The sequence below is a fragment of the Intestinimonas timonensis genome (genome assembly GCF_900626145.1).
GTDB classification, from domain to species: domain Bacteria; phylum Bacillota; class Clostridia; order Oscillospirales; family Oscillospiraceae; genus Intestinimonas; species Intestinimonas aquisgranensis.
On record NZ_LR130817.1, the window covers coordinates 491,772 to 511,811 of the forward strand.

The 20,040-nt window shown below is 49.6% G+C and carries 20 protein-coding genes, 23 tRNA genes and 1 other RNA gene; all 44 read left to right on the forward strand.

Annotation, left to right across the window (positions count from 1 at the left end; translation table 11 throughout):
* The 44 genes from E0E29_RS08735 to E0E29_RS08940 all read left to right on the forward strand — a co-directional run bounded on the left by E0E29_RS08735 (position 1) and on the right by E0E29_RS08940 (position 20,029).
* Positions 1 to 291, forward strand: a complete 291-nt coding sequence (locus E0E29_RS08735) for an HU family DNA-binding protein (RefSeq protein WP_130849562.1) — start codon at positions 1 to 3, stop codon at positions 289 to 291.
* A gap of 127 nt (positions 292 to 418) precedes the next feature.
* Positions 419 to 494, forward strand: a tRNA-Ala gene (locus E0E29_RS08740).
* A gap of 137 nt (positions 495 to 631) precedes the next feature.
* A tRNA-Ile gene (locus tag E0E29_RS08745) sits at positions 632 to 707 on the forward strand.
* Between the two features lie 204 nt (positions 708 to 911).
* Positions 912 to 1,340: a transfer-messenger RNA gene (gene ssrA, locus E0E29_RS08750) on the forward strand.
* 6 nt (positions 1,341 to 1,346) lie between these two features.
* Positions 1,347 to 1,416, forward strand: a tRNA-Pro gene (locus E0E29_RS18105).
* A 191-nt stretch (positions 1,417 to 1,607) separates the two neighbouring features.
* Positions 1,608 to 1,683 (forward strand) — tRNA-Asn (locus tag E0E29_RS08755).
* Positions 1,684 to 1,686: 3 nt separating this feature from the next.
* Positions 1,687 to 1,761, forward strand: a tRNA-Met gene (locus E0E29_RS08760).
* 163 nt (positions 1,762 to 1,924) lie between these two features.
* Positions 1,925 to 2,000, forward strand: a tRNA-Val gene (locus tag E0E29_RS08765).
* 3 nt (positions 2,001 to 2,003) lie between these two features.
* Positions 2,004 to 2,078: transfer RNA gene (locus tag E0E29_RS08770), tRNA-Gly, on the forward strand.
* A gap of 3 nt (positions 2,079 to 2,081) precedes the next feature.
* Positions 2,082 to 2,168 (forward strand) — tRNA-Leu (locus tag E0E29_RS08775).
* 134 nt (positions 2,169 to 2,302) lie between these two features.
* Positions 2,303 to 2,379: transfer RNA gene (locus tag E0E29_RS08780), tRNA-Met, on the forward strand.
* A 104-nt stretch (positions 2,380 to 2,483) separates the two neighbouring features.
* A tRNA-Cys gene (locus E0E29_RS08785) sits at positions 2,484 to 2,557 on the forward strand.
* Between the two features lie 3 nt (positions 2,558 to 2,560).
* Positions 2,561 to 2,635: transfer RNA gene (locus E0E29_RS08790), tRNA-Gln, on the forward strand.
* Positions 2,636 to 2,845: 210 nt separating this feature from the next.
* Positions 2,846 to 2,922, forward strand: a tRNA-Glu gene (locus E0E29_RS08795).
* Between the two features lie 129 nt (positions 2,923 to 3,051).
* A complete protein-coding gene (locus E0E29_RS08800) occupies positions 3,052 to 3,294 on the forward strand; it encodes a hypothetical protein (protein ID WP_130849563.1) in 243 nt (80 codons plus the stop codon).
* Positions 3,295 to 3,304: 10 nt separating this feature from the next.
* Positions 3,305 to 3,391, forward strand: a tRNA-Leu gene (locus tag E0E29_RS08805).
* A 4-nt stretch (positions 3,392 to 3,395) separates the two neighbouring features.
* A tRNA-Glu gene (locus E0E29_RS08810) sits at positions 3,396 to 3,472 on the forward strand.
* A 56-nt stretch (positions 3,473 to 3,528) separates the two neighbouring features.
* Positions 3,529 to 3,605: transfer RNA gene (locus E0E29_RS08815), tRNA-Asp, on the forward strand.
* Between the two features lie 7 nt (positions 3,606 to 3,612).
* Positions 3,613 to 3,690, forward strand: a tRNA-Trp gene (locus E0E29_RS08820).
* 1 nt (position 3,691) lies between these two features.
* A tRNA-Thr gene (locus E0E29_RS08825) sits at positions 3,692 to 3,767 on the forward strand.
* Between the two features lie 3 nt (positions 3,768 to 3,770).
* A tRNA-Thr gene (locus E0E29_RS08830) sits at positions 3,771 to 3,846 on the forward strand.
* Between the two features lie 3 nt (positions 3,847 to 3,849).
* Positions 3,850 to 3,925 (forward strand) — tRNA-Lys (locus tag E0E29_RS08835).
* Between the two features lie 19 nt (positions 3,926 to 3,944).
* Positions 3,945 to 4,031, forward strand: a tRNA-Tyr gene (locus E0E29_RS18110).
* A gap of 253 nt (positions 4,032 to 4,284) precedes the next feature.
* Positions 4,285 to 4,377 (forward strand) — tRNA-Ser (locus E0E29_RS08840).
* Between the two features lie 140 nt (positions 4,378 to 4,517).
* A tRNA-Phe gene (locus E0E29_RS08845) sits at positions 4,518 to 4,593 on the forward strand.
* A 387-nt stretch (positions 4,594 to 4,980) separates the two neighbouring features.
* Positions 4,981 to 5,056 (forward strand) — tRNA-Lys (locus E0E29_RS08850).
* A 79-nt stretch (positions 5,057 to 5,135) separates the two neighbouring features.
* Entirely contained in the window at positions 5,136 to 6,131 is a 996-nt protein-coding gene (locus E0E29_RS08855) for a hypothetical protein (protein WP_130849564.1), read from the forward strand.
* A 3-nt stretch (positions 6,132 to 6,134) separates the two neighbouring features.
* A complete protein-coding gene (locus E0E29_RS08860) occupies positions 6,135 to 7,940 on the forward strand; it encodes a terminase large subunit domain-containing protein (protein ID WP_130849565.1) in 1,806 nt (601 codons plus the stop codon).
* 15 nt (positions 7,941 to 7,955) lie between these two features.
* A complete protein-coding gene (locus E0E29_RS08865) occupies positions 7,956 to 9,626 on the forward strand; it encodes a hypothetical protein (RefSeq protein ID WP_130849566.1) in 1,671 nt (556 codons plus the stop codon).
* Between the two features lie 12 nt (positions 9,627 to 9,638).
* The gene (locus E0E29_RS08870) at positions 9,639 to 10,838 is read left to right on the forward strand and encodes a hypothetical protein (RefSeq protein WP_130849567.1); all 1,200 of its coding nucleotides are present in this window, start codon (positions 9,639 to 9,641) and stop codon (positions 10,836 to 10,838) included.
* A 17-nt stretch (positions 10,839 to 10,855) separates the two neighbouring features.
* Positions 10,856 to 11,317, forward strand: coding sequence for a hypothetical protein (locus E0E29_RS08875; RefSeq protein ID WP_130849568.1), 462 nt, complete (start codon positions 10,856 to 10,858; stop codon positions 11,315 to 11,317).
* Positions 11,318 to 11,340: 23 nt separating this feature from the next.
* Positions 11,341 to 12,447 (forward strand): hypothetical protein, encoded by a 1,107-nt coding sequence (locus tag E0E29_RS08880; RefSeq protein WP_130849569.1) that lies wholly within the window; start codon positions 11,341 to 11,343, stop codon positions 12,445 to 12,447.
* 89 nt (positions 12,448 to 12,536) lie between these two features.
* Positions 12,537 to 13,004: a hypothetical protein gene (locus E0E29_RS08885; protein ID WP_130849570.1), complete on the forward strand. Its 468-nt coding sequence runs from the start codon at positions 12,537 to 12,539 to the stop codon at positions 13,002 to 13,004.
* Positions 13,005 to 13,029: 25 nt separating this feature from the next.
* The gene (locus E0E29_RS08890; protein WP_130849571.1) at positions 13,030 to 13,434 is read left to right on the forward strand and encodes a hypothetical protein; all 405 of its coding nucleotides are present in this window, start codon (positions 13,030 to 13,032) and stop codon (positions 13,432 to 13,434) included.
* A 12-nt stretch (positions 13,435 to 13,446) separates the two neighbouring features.
* Positions 13,447 to 14,499, forward strand: a complete 1,053-nt coding sequence (locus E0E29_RS08895) for a hypothetical protein (protein ID WP_130849572.1) — start codon at positions 13,447 to 13,449, stop codon at positions 14,497 to 14,499.
* 13 nt (positions 14,500 to 14,512) lie between these two features.
* Positions 14,513 to 15,013, forward strand: coding sequence for a hypothetical protein (locus E0E29_RS08900; RefSeq protein WP_130849573.1), 501 nt, complete (start codon positions 14,513 to 14,515; stop codon positions 15,011 to 15,013).
* Positions 15,006 to 15,731, forward strand: a complete 726-nt coding sequence (locus E0E29_RS08905) for a hypothetical protein (RefSeq protein ID WP_130849574.1) — start codon at positions 15,006 to 15,008, stop codon at positions 15,729 to 15,731. Before E0E29_RS08900 ends, E0E29_RS08905 begins: the two co-directional genes overlap by 8 nt.
* Positions 15,732 to 15,764: 33 nt before the next feature.
* On the forward strand, positions 15,765 to 16,541 hold the full coding sequence (locus E0E29_RS08910; RefSeq protein ID WP_130849575.1) for a hypothetical protein: 777 nt from the start codon (positions 15,765 to 15,767) through the stop codon (positions 16,539 to 16,541).
* Between the two features lie 11 nt (positions 16,542 to 16,552).
* Positions 16,553 to 16,900, forward strand: coding sequence for a hypothetical protein (locus tag E0E29_RS08915; RefSeq protein WP_130849576.1), 348 nt, complete (start codon positions 16,553 to 16,555; stop codon positions 16,898 to 16,900).
* A 58-nt stretch (positions 16,901 to 16,958) separates the two neighbouring features.
* Positions 16,959 to 17,534 carry a crossover junction endodeoxyribonuclease RuvC gene (locus tag E0E29_RS08920; RefSeq protein ID WP_165449850.1) on the forward strand — a complete coding sequence of 192 codons (576 nt, stop codon included), beginning with the start codon at positions 16,959 to 16,961 and terminating at the stop codon, positions 17,532 to 17,534.
* On the forward strand, positions 17,491 to 18,141 hold the full coding sequence (locus tag E0E29_RS08925) for an ATP-dependent Clp protease proteolytic subunit (protein WP_130849578.1): 651 nt from the start codon (positions 17,491 to 17,493) through the stop codon (positions 18,139 to 18,141). The genes E0E29_RS08920 and E0E29_RS08925 overlap by 44 nt, the downstream gene beginning before the upstream one ends.
* A 16-nt stretch (positions 18,142 to 18,157) precedes the next feature.
* Complete coding sequence (locus E0E29_RS08930; protein ID WP_130849579.1) at positions 18,158 to 18,892, forward strand: PhoH family protein; 735 nt, start codon at positions 18,158 to 18,160, stop codon at positions 18,890 to 18,892.
* A 1-nt stretch (position 18,893) separates the two neighbouring features.
* Positions 18,894 to 19,505, forward strand: coding sequence for a hypothetical protein (locus tag E0E29_RS08935; RefSeq protein ID WP_130849580.1), 612 nt, complete (start codon positions 18,894 to 18,896; stop codon positions 19,503 to 19,505).
* A 35-nt stretch (positions 19,506 to 19,540) separates the two neighbouring features.
* Entirely contained in the window at positions 19,541 to 20,029 is a 489-nt protein-coding gene (locus E0E29_RS08940) for a hypothetical protein (protein WP_130849581.1), read from the forward strand.
* The last annotated feature ends 11 nt before the right edge of the window (positions 20,030 to 20,040 follow it).

The following is a 20,040-nucleotide window of genomic DNA, read 5'->3' on the forward strand; positions in this document are numbered from 1 at the left end:
ATGGTTAAGGCCGATATCGTGTCCGCTCTGTGCGAGAAAGGCTACTACAAGAATCAGGCCAATGATGTGGTGGACGAAGTGCTCCAAATCATCAGAGACGCGCTGGTTCGCGGGGAGCAGGTACAGCTCAGAGGTTTCGGAACCTTTGAGGTGAAAACCAGAAAAGGCCGCAATAGCAAAAACATCTCCACCGGGGAGATGCGGGTATCGAGCGATAGCAAGGTACCCACGTTCCGAGCCAGTAACAGCCTGAAAGAGGATGTTCGCGCCGGTACAGACTCGCAGCAGTGACACAAAAAATATAAAATAATTTTCTTTGTAGCTATTGACATCCAGAAATGCCTATGGTATCATATGACCATAGCAACAAAGAAAATCAATGAAAACAGCGCCGCCCCTTATTAGGGGGCGGACATATGGGGCCATAGCTCAGCTGGGAGAGCGCCTGCCTTGCAAGCAGGGGGTCGGGAGTTCGATCCTCCCTGGTTCCACCACTATGCTGTATTGGCTAAGTTGGCGTTTGTGCGGTTCAGCTCATTACTTTTACTGCTATCTCAGCCAAAAGCCTATCGGCTGCAGACGAGGTTTTTCGGACGTACAGCTATTACGGCAGATGCGTCTGCCGTAATATCGGGATATAGCTCAGTTGGTAGAGCACACGATTGATAATCGTGAGGTCAAAAGTTCGATCCTTTTTGTCCCGACCAGTCCCATTCGCCACAGGAATGGTATTTTGACCGAATGCCGATGACAAGGCGGGAGATACGGCTGTGGCACATATCTTTCTCTATGAACTGCAAGACTTCCCCTTCCGCACGCCGATAAGATTCGCCGTCTGGAATATGCAGGGATTGGGGAACGTGGTCGGGCAGCGCCTACGCCCGAACCGGTACACCTTGACAATTTCATATGGGGCCGTAATGGGTTCGACGGGGTTCTGAGAGAGTAAGACTCGCAGGTAGAAGACCGCCTCAAGGCTTAAACAAAAATGAAATGACAACGATACGACTGTTGTAATGATCCATCCCGCTTTTTCCGCTGCTCTTGCAGCAAAGGGAATTGCCGCCTGATGACGGCTGGATTCCAAAACGATGTACCCACTGACCGGGTAAACATCTGAGGTCGAAGATTCGGTCAGAGTATTGCAGTTTTCCTTGTCACTGTGAAAAGAAACAAGGTGGTGGAGGTGCATCTAACCGGTGTGCCCTGGGCGCGGAGTGACAACTGCTGATCCGCCCGTCTCAGTTTGAGGCGAATTGATAAAGTGTTGTCTATTGCGTAAGACTGTTTTATTCATGTAGGGATTTCGGACAGGGGTTCGATTCCCCTCGGCTCCACCATATATAGAGGATGTAGTGATAACGGTAGCACGCCTGCCCAGGGAGCAGGAAGAACGGTTCGAGTCCGGCATCTTCTACCATTTTTGGGGCACGTACAGCAACTTTCAAAAACTTTTTATGGGAAAAAGAACAACCGTGTTCCGTATTTTGAGACGCTAACAGCAATTTTGAAAACAATTCTACTTGAAATAGAAAAATCATCGCCTTTAACTAAGCATATGCCGAACAAATGTGGTGTCGTTAAGAATGCGTCTCGTAGATCTATATTGGCCCGTAGCTCAGATGGTAGAGCGTCTGACTGTTAATCAGATGGTCGCAGGTTCGAGTCCTGCCGGGTCAGCCATATTGCGGGGTGTAGCAGTGGTAGCTTACCAGCCTCATAAGCTGGTGGTCGCAGGTTCGAGTCCTGCCCCCGCAACCATGCCCGTCCCACGAACAGAGCGGAGACTGTAAACTGAATGGGAAATAGAAACCTTCACATCTGGCAGTGATGACTTTTACAAGGTTTTGGGAGTAAAACCGGCGCAATCCGGCAGGCGAAGTACGAGCCGGCACCATGGCTTACGGTGTGAGTAAGCCGATCTGTCCGGTTAGCTCAGCTGGGAGAGCATTTGCCCTACAAGCAAAGGGTCGGCGGTTCGATCCCGTCACTGGACACCATATGCGGGTGTAGCACAACGGCCAGGGCACCGGCCTTCCAAGCCGGGGATGCGGGTTCGATCCCCGTCACTCGCTCCATATGCCGGAGTGGTGGAATCGGCAGACGCGGAGGACTCAAAATCCTCTGGTAGCGATACCGTGTGGGTTCAAGTCCCACCTTCGGCACCAAGGCGTATCTGCATTAAATCACAGCCCCGCACCATTTTTTTCGGTTTTGATGGTCGCTCGACCCAGTGCCAGCACTGGGATGAGAGGGTTGCAATCACGAAGTACAAGTGATGTGAGCCACGCAAACCGTATATGGCAGTATGACTGGAGATGGCTCCAGCACGACCTCATACGTCGTAAGACGCAGGTTCGAGTCCTGCTACTGCCACCACAGCTCTCCCATTTTGGGCGAAACGATATTATAAATAGCGGTGGCCTTATGAGTGGGGCGTTAATCAATGGGGCTGACATCCATTACCGCTGAAGTCAGCTTATGATACCGTAGCCAAGTGGCAAGGCTCTGGGCTGCAACCCCAGGATCATAGGTTCAAATCCTATCGGTATCTCCATATAGGGGTGTAGCCAAGTGGTAAGGCAAGGGACTTTGACTCCTTCACTCGCTGGTTCGAGTCCAGCCATCCCTGCCAAAAAAATACGGTGGCGGAATAAGTAGACGCTAAAGTGTGGCTTCTTATAGGTTGGTTGGTGAACGGATAATGTAAACCGTAAAAAAGTAACTCCGAGTCAGCTGCGATTGATCGCCAGTTCTACGCAACATGAAAGGCCGAGGGTAATCACGAAGGAATAACCTAAAACTCCAACTATGTAAGGTGTAAATCCTTACCCGTATTATATATGCTCCCATCCTCTAACTGGAATAGGAGGCCGGCCTCTCAAGTCGGCAATACGAGTTCGAGTCTCGTTGGGAGTACCAGAGGTGGATCTGTGAAGGGGCTTGTGCGCACAAGTTGTTATAACAGAAAGAGCAGTCTCATGAACTGCTTGCCGCAATAAGGCTTCCAACTGGAAGCGCCTTGCCATAATTTATAAAGCAGGTGCAATCATGCCGAAGAAAGATTCGGGCGTAACGAAAGAAAAAACATCAAAAATCGTTAAAAAGATTTCCGCCTCTGAGTGCGGTACCGGTGTGCTGTGTACAACGAGGTCGGGCAAGCAGTACCAGATCAGCCAAAATCCAGAAAAGAAGAAGCATACGCTATGGCGTATTGTGGATGGCGGATATGAGAAAATTGCGACTGAGGATTCGCCCTATGATCTATACCCTTTAATTGATTGGGACAAATAAATCCAAATATGCTGCTATGGTGGAATAGGCAGACGCGCCAGCTTGAGGTGCTGGTGGGAGAAATCCCGTATGGGTTCGAGTCCCATTAGCAGTACCAACATGGTGCGTTGGACGAATTGGTAGAGTCACCACCCTTTCAAGGTGGAATTTCCGGGTTCGATCCCCGGACGCATCACCAATGCAACCTAAATTGGTTGCAAAATAAAAATGCAACCATAAATGGTTGCTGTATATGGCGTGTTAGCTCAGAAGAGTAGAGCACCGGCCTGTCACGTCGGAGGTCACGGGTTCAAGTCCCGTACACGTCGCCATTTTTATAGGGGTTTGGTGTAATTGGTAGCACTCCGGTCTCCAAAACCGATGTAGGTGAGGGTTCAAGTCCTTCAACCCCTGCCATGCTGACATAGCTCTAATGGTAGAGCGGTTGCTTCGTAAGTAATAGGTTCAGAGTTCGAGTCTCTGTGTCAGCTCCATATGCTGGTGTAGCTCAGTCGGTAGAGTGGCTGATTTGTAATCAGTAGGTCGGGGGTTCAAGTCCGTCCACCAGCTCCATATGCGGGTATAGCTCAGTTGGTAGAGCAGCTGACTCTTAATCAGAAGGTCGTGGGTTCAACCCTCTCTACCCGCACCAATATAAGAATAGTAAATATAGGGGAGCGCCAGAGTTGGAGAGCTGGGGCGGTCTGTAAAACCGTTGCTTTCGAGCTGAGTGGGTTCGACTCCCACCTCCCCTACCATACAAATATTTGTTGCTACCCGATATGCAACTGAAATAAGGTCGGGTTCAAATTGACGAGTGGGTGATTCAATGAAGTTCCCGTTTGGATCTTTAATGTATTATGTGTCCCCGGTGAATGGAGCAAAAACACTTTGCCTATACATTCGAGACGATCATGGAAAGGCTGTTGTGTTCTTTGAGCACGCAGAATGGGCAGCTCGGGTTGGGTACGATCAGCTTGAAAAAATAATGTGTGCCTAAATTTTACAAGTGGCGGAATTGACCCCAGTAGGTGCGGGGAGCAGTCTTGAAAACTGTTGGTCGTGATGAGCGGCTTGTGGGTTCGAGTCCTACTTCCGCCGCCAACGGGATGTGTTGATATTTACTGCTTTCTAACGACCCCAAGACAAACGGTACGAAAGCGGCGCGGTTCCAGCGATAGGGGACGGTGGACTTTGCTACGCTGTCCTGTGCAATGCCGATAAACAAAAATGCGTAGCGCTATGGGATGATAGCTCAGTTGGAAGAGCGGCAGGTTGAAGCCCTGCGCGTCGGAGGTTCGATTCCTTCTCATCCCACCAGTCCGTAAGGATACTACCTATGATGACGTGTGACGGCTCTGACACGTCGGTAAAATAAAAATTGGCCGTGTGCAGGTAGATTGGGGTCGCTCCCTCCGGTGAAAGTCCGGCGCAGGCAAAACGCGATAGACCAACCTAAACGCTGTAAGCAAAGCGGCAAGCCGATCAGGAGCGCGGCGGGCTGGCATACCCCAACGGGACTTCGTGAGCCTGGGAAAGTATGCCCCTCTAATGGTAGTCAGCAATGGAGGATAAATAAGTGTAGTAACCGTGCAAATCGGAATTATTGCCTGATTAAGATAACATATCACGGCTGTGAATGGCGGTCGGAATCCAAGGTAAAGGTGTGTGGTGAGGCCGGGAGTGGAGTCACTTCATACAACATATGCGCCTGTAGCTCAGTTGGGAGAGCAGCGCACTTTTAATGCGTGGGTCGGGGGTTCAAATCCCTTCAGGCGCACCAGAAGAAATAATAACGATTGAGAAAACCTCGGAGTCTTTGGACTTCCGAGGTTTTGTCATATAGAAAGGAGGTCGCGGACGTGGCGGCAAAGAAACAGCTGATGAAACCGGCTACACAAAAGGTAGTGAAAGATGCGAAGCCTACCGAAGTTGAGCCGCGTGTAATCAGCGATGAAGAATATCGCTGTACCTGCTGCGGCCACAAGTACAAAAAACAGGAGACTAATTTTGGCCGTTCAAAGTCCCCTATTTATAAGGGCAACAACGGCTTTGTCTCTATCTGTAAGAACTGTGTTGCAGAGCTTTACGAACAGTACGTAAAGTTCTATGACGGAGACGAAGATGCGGCGGCAGAGCGGATTTGCCAGATCACGGATATGTACTTTGATTTGGATATCTGGGCGTCGTCACGAAAGATCAGTGAGAGCCGCAATGGAAAGAGTCGCAATCGGATCAGTACCTATATTTCCAGACTGAATTTGAGCCAGGTAGACGGAGCAACGACCTACTCTGATACATTGGTGCGGCGCTGGGAGGCCAATGTGGAAAACGCACCTACGGTGGAGGATGTGGCAAAAAATGACGACATCCAGACGCCCGAGGAGGTTGTGCGCCGGTTTGGTGTCGGTTTTGATGCTGGCGACTACGATTCTATGCAGTATGAGTATCAGGATTGGGTAAAGCGATACGGCGAACCGATGGATAAGCGGCAGGAGGAGCTGTATGTTTCAATTTGTTTCATGAAGCTCAACCTGCGAAAGCTACTCCAGAAGGGAGACTCCAACATTGGTACGGCTGCGAATAGCTACAAGTCGCAGATTGACGCAGCTACTACTGAGATCGAAGACCGGAAGAAAAAGGCTGAGGCTGAAAAGCAGCTGAGTCCTTTGGGAGAAATGATTCGAGATATCGAGGAGTTTTGTCCGGCTGAATATTACAAGGACAAGAAGCTGTATGCGGACTTCGATCATTTGAAGGAGTATATTGAGCGGTTCATGACCAGACCTCTTCGCAATCTATTGACCGGCTCTAAGGAACTGGACAAGGAATTTAGCCTGTCTGATTCGGAGGAGTGAGTTATGGATTACGAAGCGTTGATGGATGAGCGGCAAAAACACGTCCATGAACATTTCTCACCCAATAGCAAATTGAACGACCCTGAGTTTGTCAAAAAGCTATTGGATTGGATAACGTTTTGGCGAAGGAACCCCAGCCGCTTTGTGCAGCGGTATTTCGGAATTACTCTGTATCTCTATCAGCACATCATTTTGTACCTGATGGATATTTTTCCGAGTATCTGCATTGTGGCCGCTCGTAGTGCGGCAAAGTCATTTATCATTGCGGTCTATGCCTGTAAAGAAGCAATTTTGCGGCCTGGATCATTGATCGTCGTAGCTTCGGCGACAAAAAAGCAGGCGAGATTGATCGTATCAGAAAAAATCGCCAAAGAGATTTTGCCAAGATCTCCGTTGCTTCAACAGGAGATTAAGACCATCAAGGACAACCAGAACGATATCGAAGTGAAGTTTAATAACGGAAGCTCTATTGTTGTATTGGTTGCCAATGAGAATGTGCGTGGATACCGTGCTACGGTCTTCATTTATGAAGAGTTCCGTATGATTGTGAAAAGCATTATCGACACGGTTCTTTCTCCTACGCTGTTCCAGCGGCAGATTCCGTTCAGAATCAAGTACCCCGACGAGTACAAAGAACTGAAAGAGGAACCGAAAGAAATCTATATCAGCTCTGCATGGTACAAATCTCACTGGATGTGGGACTACATGAAGCTCGTGACCCGCGATATGTTGGGCAAGGGCAAATCTGTTCTGATTGGTATGGATTACAGTATCGCTTTGAAGCACGAGATTAAAACCCGTGACTTCTTGGTGAAGGAGCGAAAGAAGCTGGATAGGGTCGCCTGGACGATTGAGTATGAAAATCAGATGGTGGCCGAGAATGCTCATGCGTACTTCACCTACGATATGCTGAACAAGAACCGCGTGTTGAAACGTCCGTTTTATCCAAGGAAGAACGAGGACGTACTGTCAAAGGTCAAGGCAAAGCACACAATTCCCAAACAGGCAGGAGAAATCCGTATTATCGCGTGCGATATTGCCCCGGAGGGCGGTACCGGCAACGATAACTCGGTATTTACTTGCATTCGTGCTCTCCCTGAGAGCAAGGAGTATAAGGTCTCAGATACCAGCGGAGATCATATTGAGGTCAAGCAGGGATATCGTCGGCAGGTAGTCTATATGGAGCCGCAGGCAGAATTTGAAACGACAAAACAAGCCATTCGCATTAAGCAGCTGTTCGCTGACTTTGAGGCGGATTATTGCGTTTTGGATACACGAAACGCGGGTGTCGCTATTTACGACGCTTTGGCTAAAGTGCTTTATGACGTAGATCGGAACGTAGAATACGAACCTTGGACGTGTATGAACGATGATAAGCTGAAAGCTCGTATCGTAATTGCAGGCCAGAAAGAGGCGGTATTCTCGGTTAAGGCGTCCTTGGAGCTGAACAGCAAAATTGCTGTCTCTATGCGGGATAGTTTGAATAACCGGATGATCGAACTCATGGTAAGCAACCAAGAGGGCGTTGAAGAATTGCAGCGCTTGTATCCTGAGTATGTCTCTGCCGATGTAGATACCCAACTTTTCTATGAGCGTCCTTTCCTTGAGACAGTGGCGTTGATCAATGAGATGATTGGGTTGGAGTATACTGTGCAGAACCAGACCAACCTCATTAAGATTGAGGAACGCCCAGGTGCGCGGAAAGACCGGTATACATCAGTATCTTATGGCAACTATTTCGTTTCACTTTTGGAGGCGGATCTTTTCTCGGATAGCTCCGGGTATGAATACGTAACACTTTGTAATTAAAGGAGGTGAAGACAAGTGGCAGGAAAATCATTCTTTGGTCGGATTATGGGCCGGAATCAATCTGAAACGCAGACCGCAGTACCTATGTCGCAAGTAAACAGTGCGCCGCAGGACGACAAGACCTATGAGTTCAACACGCGTTTGGGTTCGTCTTATTTGAACGTGGTCAACTACGGTACGAAATGTACGGCACCGTATTCCACGGAAGAAATCACGCGAATGGCGAGAGATCCTATGCAGTACATCTCTGAATTGCGTCAATGGGCGAAGTGGGCGTATTACTCAAACGGCACGGTGACGACAGCTATTGATAGCCTGGTTAGTCTTCACTCCCTTGATTATGTGGTAGTTGTTAAGCCCAAGAAAGCGGGAGGCTCCCGTAAAGGGTATCGTGCCAGCATGGACAAGATGACCAGCGTGCTCCGGTCGATGCGCTACAAGGAGGTTATTCGTGACGGTCTATTCCACGATGCCAATGAGGGTATGTACGTGGGGTACATGGAGACGAGAACAGTACCAGTAGACGATCGGCTTGCGCTGACTGATCTTGATATCCAAGGCATCACCGAGATTAACTCAGCCGGCGTCAACTGTGTTGTTATTTCTTTGCCGGTAGAATATACAAGAATCATTGGCCGCAGGAACAACTGCTACGAAGTAGCGTTTGACCTGCGGTATTTTAGCGCCATGACAGAGGGAGATCGTAAGCGTAAGCTGCAAGGCTTCCCTCGTCAGATTCAAGAAGGATGGCGCAGATATTCCAATGGAGAGTTCCCGGATGGTGCGTGCTGGCAGAGACTGGACTGGCGCAAGACGATTGTAACCAAGATCAAGAGCGGACAGAACGATCCGTACGGTGTGCCTTTTGCAGTAGCCGCGTTGGACGATATCGACTACGCCAAATACTTCATCAATACGAAGCGGCGTGTGTTGGATACGGTCAATAACCAGATTTACTATGAGACTTTCCCCGAGGGAAAGGACAAGGGTACATCTGCTCTGTCTCAGTCACAGCAAGAAAACCAGCATAACACAGTCAAGCAAGCGCTGACGCAACGCAGCAACACAAACGGTGTATCATTCTTCTCTTTGGCTTCTGGCACAAAGATGGATCGGCTTCCGGTTGATCTCTCCCTTTTGAATGAGGAAAACGAAAATGCCATCAAAGAGGATGTGAATGAGGACATCGGCGTGGCTGCTGCTGCTCTGAGTGGCAGTTCTACGGGTAACTATGCCACGGCCACACTGAATATGGAAATCGTTGCGAATAACGTATTCACGTGGATTGAGGCTTTGGTGGAAGAGCTGAACAAGTGCTTGAATTACAACGTAATCAGGGACGGCAGCTACCGGGTGGAGTTCCGGGTGCTTCCCATTACTTTTGTCAATCGAGAAAAACAGGTGAAGTTTTTCTCTGACCTGTATGCCCGTGGAAAGGGCAGCTTGATGGCATGGATTGCCTCTACAGGGTTTGACGTGGATGACTACCTCTCTCTTATGGATCTTGAGTTGGATGAAGACTTTGAGAATAAGTACCCTGTGCATAAGACCTCGTTTACTGTTACCGGTAAGGATGCGCCTGACGGTGATGTGGACAAGAGCACCGGTGGCGATCCTCCGGTCAATTCAAGCACAGAGTCTACAAAGGCTAATAATGCTAACGCAAGCCCCTCTCCGTCAGGATAAGGAGGTGAGAGTATGTCTGAGAGAGCTTTTGCCCCTATCTATGAGATCTCCAGTGAAAATAAGATTGCCGGCAGACGACCTATCAAGGTTGTATTGCATGAGATCTTCCCTGATAACACTCGTTGGCAGGAAAACGGAATCTCGTGGAAAGAGGAATATGTTCAAGCTAACCTCCACTCCGTTGTCGGAATGTCGATTGTAGCGGAATTTTTGACCGAAGATCGGGACGTTCCATACAACCACGGTATGACGGATGTACGGGAGGAGGATAAGTTGCCTTTGTTTGAAGACGCCACTATGGTTGGACACTTCGACAAGGCGTATGTGGATGACGTAGAAATCGGAGGCGTTACTAAACGCTGCTTGGTAGCAGAAGGAACGCTGGATGAAATGCGTTATCCCAAGTTTGTTGCTTGGCTCCGCGAAAATATGGCGGACTCTGTTGTTAAGGGTTCCGTGGAAATTGTGGGTAAGCCCGAGCACGATGGATACATTATTTACTCCGGCGGTTGGAAAGAGGAAGGTCGTGTTCCGCAGTATTACGATTACAGCGGATATGCGATTCTCAGTGTTAAACCGGCTGATGAAGCCGCCATCGTAATGGAGCTAAATAATAAAAAACTGGACAAGGAGGATGGAACAATGGACGAGAAGACCAAGAACGAGTTGATGGCGGCTGTGACTGGTGCTGTCTCTGAGGTCAACTCCAAGTGGGAGGAGTATTGGGCCAAAGTTGACACGCTTCTGGCTGAGATTAGCCAGCTGAAAGCTGACATCGCACAGAAGGAAGCTGATATCAAGCAGCTTCAGGCGGATTACGACAAGGAAGCCGCCGCGAAGGAAGCGGCAGAGGCCGGACTGACTGAGGCTAACGCCGCGAAGGAAGCGGCAGAGGCCAGCCTCGTTGAGGCTAATGCCAAAATCACCGAAATGCAGAACGCCGCTGCCGTGGCAGAACTGAATGCTGCACTGGCCCCCTACACCGAGGAGCAACGTGCAGTTGCCAAGGAAGATATCGACGCTTTCAATTCCAATCCCGGCAGCGTAGAGATCAACAGCATCGTTGGCAAAATCTGCACCGCTATGGTGCAGGCGGCTCGTGAGAGTCAAATCGCAGAAACCAATGCCGCCAGCCAGATTGACGTATTTGGCATGACGGATGACGCCGGCAAGAAGGAGAACACCGATCCCGCCGACGTGGACGTATTTTAAGAAAGGGATGAAAAACAATGAAGGCTAAGACGATTGGTTACTACAAGAACGTGCAGAACGTTGGCGACGTTAATGCCGCCGTCGATCTGAAGGTCGGCATGGGTGTGGTGCTGAATCGCGCCGCTCGTACTGCCAACCTGCCCGCCTCTGAGGAGGAGGCTAAGGCTTGCTTCCGCATCGTGAGCAATATCAACGACAAGCCCGAAATGCGTAATTTCGAGGAGACGTTGACGGTCAAGGCCGGCGAGAAGGTACGCGCCGACGACCTGACCACTGTGGCAAATCTGGAGATGGAGTTTGCCAGCTATGAGATCAGCACCGACTATGCCGGCATCTCTGTTGGCGATAAGCTGGTCTTTGGTACGGATGGCCTGCTCGCTAAGAGCACCGACGTAACCGGTTACAAGGTGTACTTCGAGGTTACGAAGAAGACCGCATACATGGGCAAGGGCGTCCTCGTCGTTGTCCGCGTGCAGTAAGAAGAGAAAGAGAGGGATAAACGATGAGCACGATTTATGAAATCAACATGAGCAACGCTCAGACTGATGTGAATACTGGTCGTGTCAAGCAGAACTCCAAGATCGTGGAGGTATTTTCTGCTCTGAGCGCCGGTAAGCGCCCCGAGGTTGACGACAAGACTCTGGACAAGAGCGTGGCAACCATCAAAGAGCTGTCCAGCAAGGCTATCGACGGCGATAACGCCGCCCGTAGCGAAATCAACTCCATCATCCGGTTCTCTATTGAGCCGAAGCTGTTGGAGGTTGTTCGCCTGTTCGACTTCATGGGCACATATCGCCGGATCGGTTACAACGAGGCTCCCATGATGAAGACCTACGGATACGAGAGCATCGATTCTCGATTCCAGGCATCCAGCAGCGACGTACCCTTCGCCGCTGTGAATTGGCGTGAGTATCCGATCGGCACCCAGACCATCTCTGCTGGTTTTGCTGTTGACTACCGCGAGCTTCAGAACGGTAACTTCGACGGCAATATCCGTGAGGGTATGAACCAAGTGCAGATTGATATGCAGAACAAGATGACCTACTACGTCATGACCGTTCTGTACAACGCCCTGAAAAACGCCAAGGGTGTGAAGCACTTCGCTGAGGACAACGGCATCACCAAGACCGCTGTTGACAATATGCTCAAGTCCATGCGTCGCTATGGTAAGGTCAACATTGCCGGCGATTACAGCGTAGTGTCTCAGTTCAACGACTTCGCTGGCTTCAAGCAGTTCTCCGCCGATGAGATCCGCTACGCCAACAACATTGTTGCCGAGGAAATCCGCCAGACTGGTCTGGTAAGTATGTACAACGGTGCTTTCGTAACCGAGCTGCCCAACGCGATCAACTGGACTCAGTTGAACAAGGACGGCACCGATTATGACCTGTATATGCCCCAGGGTCTGCTGTTCTTCCTGCCTCGTGGTTCTGTGTCTCCTCTGCAGGTCTTCCTGCGTGGCGGACTGACCACCATGACTGGCGACGACATCGTAACCCGTCAGCACCTGACCCGCTTCGATATGGAGTTCGGCGCAGGCGTTGCCGAGGGCATGGAAGATCAGATCGGTCTGATCTCCGATACGAACTTTGATGCTCCCACTTTTTAAGTGAGAGGTCTTTTTTTTATGCCTGAATGACGGCACAAACGGGGAGGGGCGCAAACCCCTCCCCTAATTTCAATCAAAGGGGAATCGTTATGAAAACGAATAATGTTCTGGTAAACAACCTTTGCTCCTGGCCTCTGGGCTTTCGGCGTTTGGCGGGGCAGGGCGATATCGCAATTCCGGGCAAAGCTCGGAATTTCCCCCTCCTCTCCGAAGAGGAGGTTCTGGCTCAGATCCAAACCGGCAACGTGATGTTTACCGGCACTGATGGTATGGGCAATCATGCCCGTATTCAGATCGTGGACGAGGCAAAGCGTAAGGAGCTGTTCGGCCTGGGCGACGCCGAAGTTTCCACTCCTATCCTCTTGAATGAGGAAAGCGTTAAGGAACTGTTGGCTATTCGCTCCAAAGCCAAGTTCAACGAGCAGCTGGAAGCTATGGTGAAAACCGACGCCGAAAAGAGAATGCTCGTGGAGCTGGCGTTTAGTGCGGGCGCTGAGGACGCGGAGTCCTGGAAGGTGGACGCTCTGCGCAAGCTGGCTGAGACTGCCAAGGTCTAACCGATGAAAGGAAAAGGTGTGGATTATGGCGGACGAAAAGAAAACGACCTTTGCGGACGTTGAGCAAAAATTCCACTCCATGCCTTTGACTAAATATGAGATCCCGGAGGCATTGGAAGCAGAATGGCTATCCACAGCGGTAGCAGATTTTGAACTGAATTTGGGCTGTGACCTCGGGTATAACGAGGAGACACGCGAGTTTTCTGGCAAGTTGAAAAGTATTGCCGTTCGTACTCTCGCCCAGATGATGTATGTGTCTTACCTGCAAAGGGAACTGAGCAGGGTAATGGCGCTGAACGGGATCTATGGAAAGGATGTTCAGCTAACCGGCCAAGATGCGACCAAACGTGTAACAAAACAGGAACTTGACGACCAGATCGCCAAGGTTGAAGTTTTGCTTCATCGTCAGAAAGATCCTGCGTATGGATAAGGGGGTAGCAATATGTCAGAAGAATCCAAAAGCTGGTATCGAATGACACGCCCTCTTTTCAACAGCGGGTTTGAGGATGATGAGTTTTGGGCATACGGCCAAGATGGTTTTCAGGAAGTGCTCGATTCCTTTATCGGGTCTGATATTTTGATCTACGATAAGGCGATTGGAACTGAGCCGCAGCAGGTAAGAGCTATTGTCCAACAGAAAACCAGCGATGTGTATAACAGCACAACGGTTAGACAGATTCTTTGCAATATCGGTATCTTGAGATGTGGGCAGTACGTGAAACACGACGGGGCGTTTTGGCTGGTGAGTTCGCTGCCGGATAACAACCGCATTTATGAAAAGGCGGTACTCTGGAAGTGCAAATACTCTATCCGATTCGTCTCCCCTTTGACAGGTGAGATTGTAGAATACCCCGTATATAGCACAAACAGCACACAGTATGGCACTGGTGAGGCGGGTAAAACGCAGATGACGGTTGGTGAAGACCAGCACCTGATCTATCTGCCATACAATGAAGAAACGATTATGTTGGACGCTCAGACCCGGCTCTTGATGGACAAGAACAAGGTCGATCCAACAGCCTATCGTATCACCAGAGTTGATCCGATCTCGTATGCAGTGGGCGACGAACGTGCAGAGGATGGCTTGATTCAATGGGCCGTACTGGAAGACCAATTCAATGCCGCTACCGATAACGCCGAGTTGATGGTGGCGGATTACTATACTTCTGTTCCCGGTGGGACAGAGGAAACCTCGGGAGCAAGCGTCCATATCACATTGACAGACCTGGACGGCGATTTCAAGATCGCAGGCGGAGAGACAAAACAAATCCGTGTCCAAGTCTTGGATGAGAGTGGCGTTCCTATTGATCCACTCCAATATCGTTTGGAGTATGACTTTGCTGGCGCGGCCAGCATTGTCGATGAGATGAACGGCGTTATCACGCTGCGGGCGTCGGATGATCCCGTATTTGTGGGAACACAAATTGAGATCAAGGCAATCCACGACGCCTCCGGCAGTGAGGCCGTTATGAAAATCCAAATTGTGAACTGGTAAGGAGGTGATGAGGGTGCCGCATTTTGATTCGATGATTCAACAGAAGATCTTGCTGAAACGAAAGCTGCTGCAAAATCAGGCGGTGGTCAATTTGCTCTGTAACGTAGGGAACAACGTGGCGGAGTTTGAGGATTTCAAAACGGGTAGTAAAAGCCCTGCGGAACCCCTCATCAAAACCCACTTTTATGTCCCTGGTACACAAACAGATGACAAAAACTTTATCACGATGCGTAGTCGTGTGGTCTATACCGACTCGAATGTGATTAAGGAGACAGGGATTACTGTCTATATTATCTGTAACGAGCACCAGATTGACTTGCTGCAGGGTTCCAGAGCGGATCTGCTGGCAGATGAGGTGGATCGCATTTTGAACAACGGGGACAAGCCCCTGTTCGGACTGGGTGGGATCAAGCTCAGTACGGCGGATGAGCTTCAGTTCAACGAAGGATACTCCGGGTGGTCAATCCCGTACGTTACCCACGAGATGAATAGGGAGGCTGGTATCATTGATTGATCAGCTGAAATTGTTTCGTGGAGAGGGATACAAGATCAACGATAAAATCTTGATCAGGCAACCCACCTTGGAGGAAATCGTAGATTTTGGCGAGCAGCGGTATTTCGGACTGGTACGCACTATTTGTTCGACACCCGCTGATCGAAAAGTTGAAATCTGGGACAAACTTCATGTCTTCTGGGAGAAGATAGACGAATACGACCTTTTCATATCCCTTTTTCAGACGCTTCAAAAATCTGAGGTGTCTATCCTTTTTGGGGATATGGACTTCACGACCTTTAAGCTCGGTACACAAACAGGTCTCCCAGACCTTGTACTGAAGAATAAAGATCAAGTGGTGATCGACCGAGCTATTCATAAGCTCATGACTGACTATCTCCGTCAAATCCATAAGCTGAAAAAGAATGTGGATACGGGATTTAATGACGCCACGAGAAAAATCATGATTGAGGATGACAGGGATGAAATGGCACTGCAAATGCAGAAGCCTTTTCAATCATTACTGCTACCTCTTATCTCTTCTTTGACAAACTGCCCAGAATTTAAGTACCGATGGGATGACGTATGGACGTTGCCCATCGGTGTTTTTATGGACAGCGTAGAGCGTGTTCAGAAGCATAAGAGCTACAACTTCGTAATGCAGGGCATTTACAGCGGTTGTGTGGATATGAAGAAGCTCGACAAAAAGGAACTGCATTGGATGGGGGATCTGAAATGATCCCGAAAAAATACAGAAAGGACGATGAATACCATGTTTAACGCAACTCAATTTGTCATCGACAAGGTACGTCGGATCACTCAGATCAACCTGGCAACGGGTTTGGTGGACTTCACCGGTACGAGCGTGGAGAGTCCCCAGATCGAGTTCACCGGCGAGTCTACCGACAAGACTGACGCTCAGGGCGTCCTGCTCGCCCGTTTCGACACCGCTAAGGGTGTGAACTTCTCTGGTGAGCTGTCTCTGCTGAACCTGAACCTGATGGGCGCACAGCTCGGATCTGAGGTACAGGTGGCCGATAGCTCCAAGAAGGTCAAGGGTGCCGACTTTGCTATCCTCACCGTGACGGATGACAAGGGCACCAAGACCGCTACGCTGAAGCACGTGCCCACTTCTGCCCCCGCTGCCGTGTACACCATGAGCGAGGACAAGAACATCAGTGGCATGATCGAGGTCGGCGTTGATGAGGGTAACGCCAAGATCGAGGGCAAGGTTATCACTCTGCCCGCTTCCTTCGTCGGAACCACTGTTGGTGTGTTCTATGAGTACGAGACTGATTCTGCCGTCAAGCTGGTGGACAGCGCCGAGAGCTTTGCCGAGGCCGCGATGTATGTCGTGGACATTCTGGCTGCTGACGTGTGCAACCCGTCTGTCAAGCGTGCCGGTAAGATTGTCTTCCCCAAGGCCAAGATCGACAACAACTTCACGGTCAACCTGACCACGGAAGGTACGCACCCCTTCTCCTTCACTGCTCTGAAGGATTACTGCGCCGACGACGCGGAGCTGTGCTACATCCTCTTTGAGGAGTAAGGCGGTTTACCATGATTCGGAATTGCAAGGTGTGCGGCGCTTCGTACAAAACCTGCTATTCCTGTGAGAAAGAGCGGAGCTGGAGGCTTCATACTGACACCCCTGAGCACTACTACATTTGGACGGTGCTCATGGGGTATCAGGCTAACCACGATGCGAAACAGGCATATAGCGCTCTTCGGAAACGCGGCATCGACCTTCGTAATACGGCAGAATATACGCCGAGTGTGCAAGCACTGCTGGCGGAAATCTATGCTTTGGCGCACGAAAACAGTAGGGCAAAGAAAGCAGTAGTCGAAGCGGAGGAAACCAAGGCCGAAGAACAGGTGAATAACGAGGCTGAGCCGCAGCAGGAGTAATGGGAAGGAGGGCTTCGGCCCTCCTTTTTCAGACTCATAAAGAAAGGTGGTGAGACGGGTGAAAATCTTGGCCGTTGACCAAGCCAGACACGGCGCATGGGCGGTTTATGACTATGAGGGAAAGAAACTGCTGGACTATGGGACGTGGGGCTTTGATAGCAAGAACTATACATTCGAGCAGGCAATTTTGCACATTGAGGCTTTGCTTAGTGAGGTGATCCGAACGCACGACATTGATGCGGTGTTTTTGGAAGACATTCAGCTTAGAAAGAATGTTCAATCTTTCAAAAAACTGGCTCAACTACAGGGCGTACTCGTGAATATGTGTGAAAAAACGAATATTTTGTACAATTTGGTAGCACCCACACAATGGCAAAATTACTGCAAAGCAAGAGGTAGGACGACAAAGGAGATCAAGTCAAAGATCACATCTGTCGAACCTACGGGCAAAAAGACATCAAAAATCCTATCGCTGCAAGCTGCAAGGGATATTTATGGGATCGTTACTGAAAACGACAACTTGGCGGACGCCACGATGATTGGGCATTACGTCGTAAACAATATCAAAATCGGAAGCGAGGACGACTTCAATGAAAAAGAACGAGATGACCAAGAAGCTCATGGAGGAGTTTAACGAGGATTTTATCGACGTGGGGGGGGTATTAGACACTACGTTGCCTGATCCCACTATGGTGGAATATTATCGCCGGTTGAAAAAGCGCGAGATTCTTTGGAATGACGATATCAGCGACGCCACTATTGATATCGCTTTGTATATCAAAAAGTGGAACGCCGAGGATAAGGGAATTGCGCCGGAAGAGCGTAAGCCCATCAAAATCTTCATCAATTCGGATGGTGGCAGCGTGGACACGGTGCTCCACATCATCGACATGATCCACCTGTCCAAGACACCGATTTACACGATCGGTATGGGCCGAGTGTACAGCGCTGGCGGACTTCTGCTGATGGCCGGCCATAAGCGCTATGTCTTTCCTCATACCAGTTGTCTCATTCATGATGGATCTTCCGGTGCGATCGGAAGCATCGGCAAAATGTTGGACAACTTGGAGTTTACCAAGGAATTGGAAAAACGCATGAAGGAGTACATCTTGTCCAGCACCCGAATCACGGAGGAAGTCTACGACCAGAACTATCGCCGTGATTGGTTCTTGTTCAGTGAAGAAATGATCGTGTTGGGTATTGCCGACGAGATCGTAACTGACATTGATACCATTCTTTGATAGGAGTGAAGAAGATATGGCAAAGAAAAATACCAGCATGGAAATCTATGATGTCCCCGCTACCCTGCAGGAGCATCCTTTTTATGGACTGAGACTGGATGAATACCAGAAAGTTTTTCGGGATGCTATTTGGGACACGGAGAAGCTGATTGTGTTTTGCAATGCTAAAGCTGGTACCGGCAAGACACTGATTGCTACAGCCACAGCCAATTTGCTTTATCAATACGGACGGTGTAATGGCATCGTCTATATTGCCTCTCCTACTCAGGAGCAGAAGCAGGGATATTTGAAGGGCACGATCGAGGAAAAATCCGAGCCGTATTTTGAGCCATTTTATGAAGCATTGGAAAAAATCGGTGTAAATCGCAATACTGCATTTTACGATGGTGCAGTCAACGAGAAGTATCAAACCGCATATATCCAGTGCGCTACGCACACGTTTCTGCGTGGTACCAACTTTGAGAACAAAGTGGTAATCATCGACGAGGCGCAGAACTATTACTTTGACGAGTTGAAGAAGGTTCTGACTCGTTTACATGACAGTTGCAAAATCATCGTAATCGGTCATGAGGGACAGAATGATTTGTTCGATCACCCGGAGCGCTCCGGTTTTGTCCCCTATCTGAACTGGTTTGCAGGTGATGATCGGACGGCGGTGTGCCGACTGGTAGAAAATCATCGCGGCTGGATCAGCCAACACGCCGACGAACTGACGTTCCGTGCGGCAATGAATCTTGTGGAGGATCAATAAAATGAAGAAAATCGCTGTAAATACGGTGAAAGCCTTTCTGAAAGAGAACAAGAAGGAAGATGCTTACACCCAGGTGTTTACTGTGGGGGACAGCTCTTTTGAGGTGTCATTCCATACAGCTCTGACTATCGCAGAGAAGAGCACCTTTCTGAATCGTGTGGTCTCTGGATGTTTCGATGCGACGGGCAAGTTCCGCCCTGAGTATGTCTCGCCTATGCTGCGAGCTACTATTCTCCAGATGTGTACCAATATCCCGGCCATGACGCTCAAAAACGAGACAGATGAAGTGGGTGTCCCCGCTCTGGATGTGGATGCCATGAATGAGCTGTATCTGGCTATGGACTTGGATCACGTCCAGAACGCCGGATATCAGGATATGCTGAATGAGATGGTTCCCCTGTGCGGGCAGGCTATCGACTGGAAAAAGAGCAGTATTCTTGCCGATCATGGTACGGATACAGCTCTCCGCGATCTGCTGGAGGGATTGGCCGATAAGGTGAAGGATATCGACACGGAGTCGCTCATGCAGTATGCCGGTATCCTTTCCGAAGGTACCAAAGGACTGGGTGAAGGTGGAATCCTGCAAGGTCTGCTGAACTCAAGAAAGGCGTAAGCAACAAAGAAAATTATTGAGTGGGAGGTGGCGGCATGAACATTCGGGAAGCGCTTGAAAAGGCAAACAAGCAGCTTATGGCAAAAATCGACGACGCAATGACAAAAGAAGTCTTTGAGGAAGTCCAGGATGAAGAAGCTGCCACCATCTACTCTGAGGTGTACAAGGTCTATACCCCTCGGATGTACCGTCGCCGTGGAGAATACGGCGGATTGGGAGATCCCTACAACATTGAAATCCGAGGCGGAGCAGCAAAGGGCGGCGTGATGGTCGTGGTCAATATGACTGAACCGAATCCGGGTGGCTGTATGAACGACGATCAGGTAACGACTGGTAAAAATCTACCTGAGCTGGTGGAATTTGGAGACGGTTATAAATTCTATCACTATGATTTTCCCAGCCGTAGGCGCTATATGGAGCCTCGTCCTTTTACTGCAAAAACCATTGAGCACCTGAAAGAAAGCCGCGCTCATGTAAATGCTTTGAAAGCTGGACTGAGACGACAGGGGATCAATGTGAAATGAAATTTAACAGA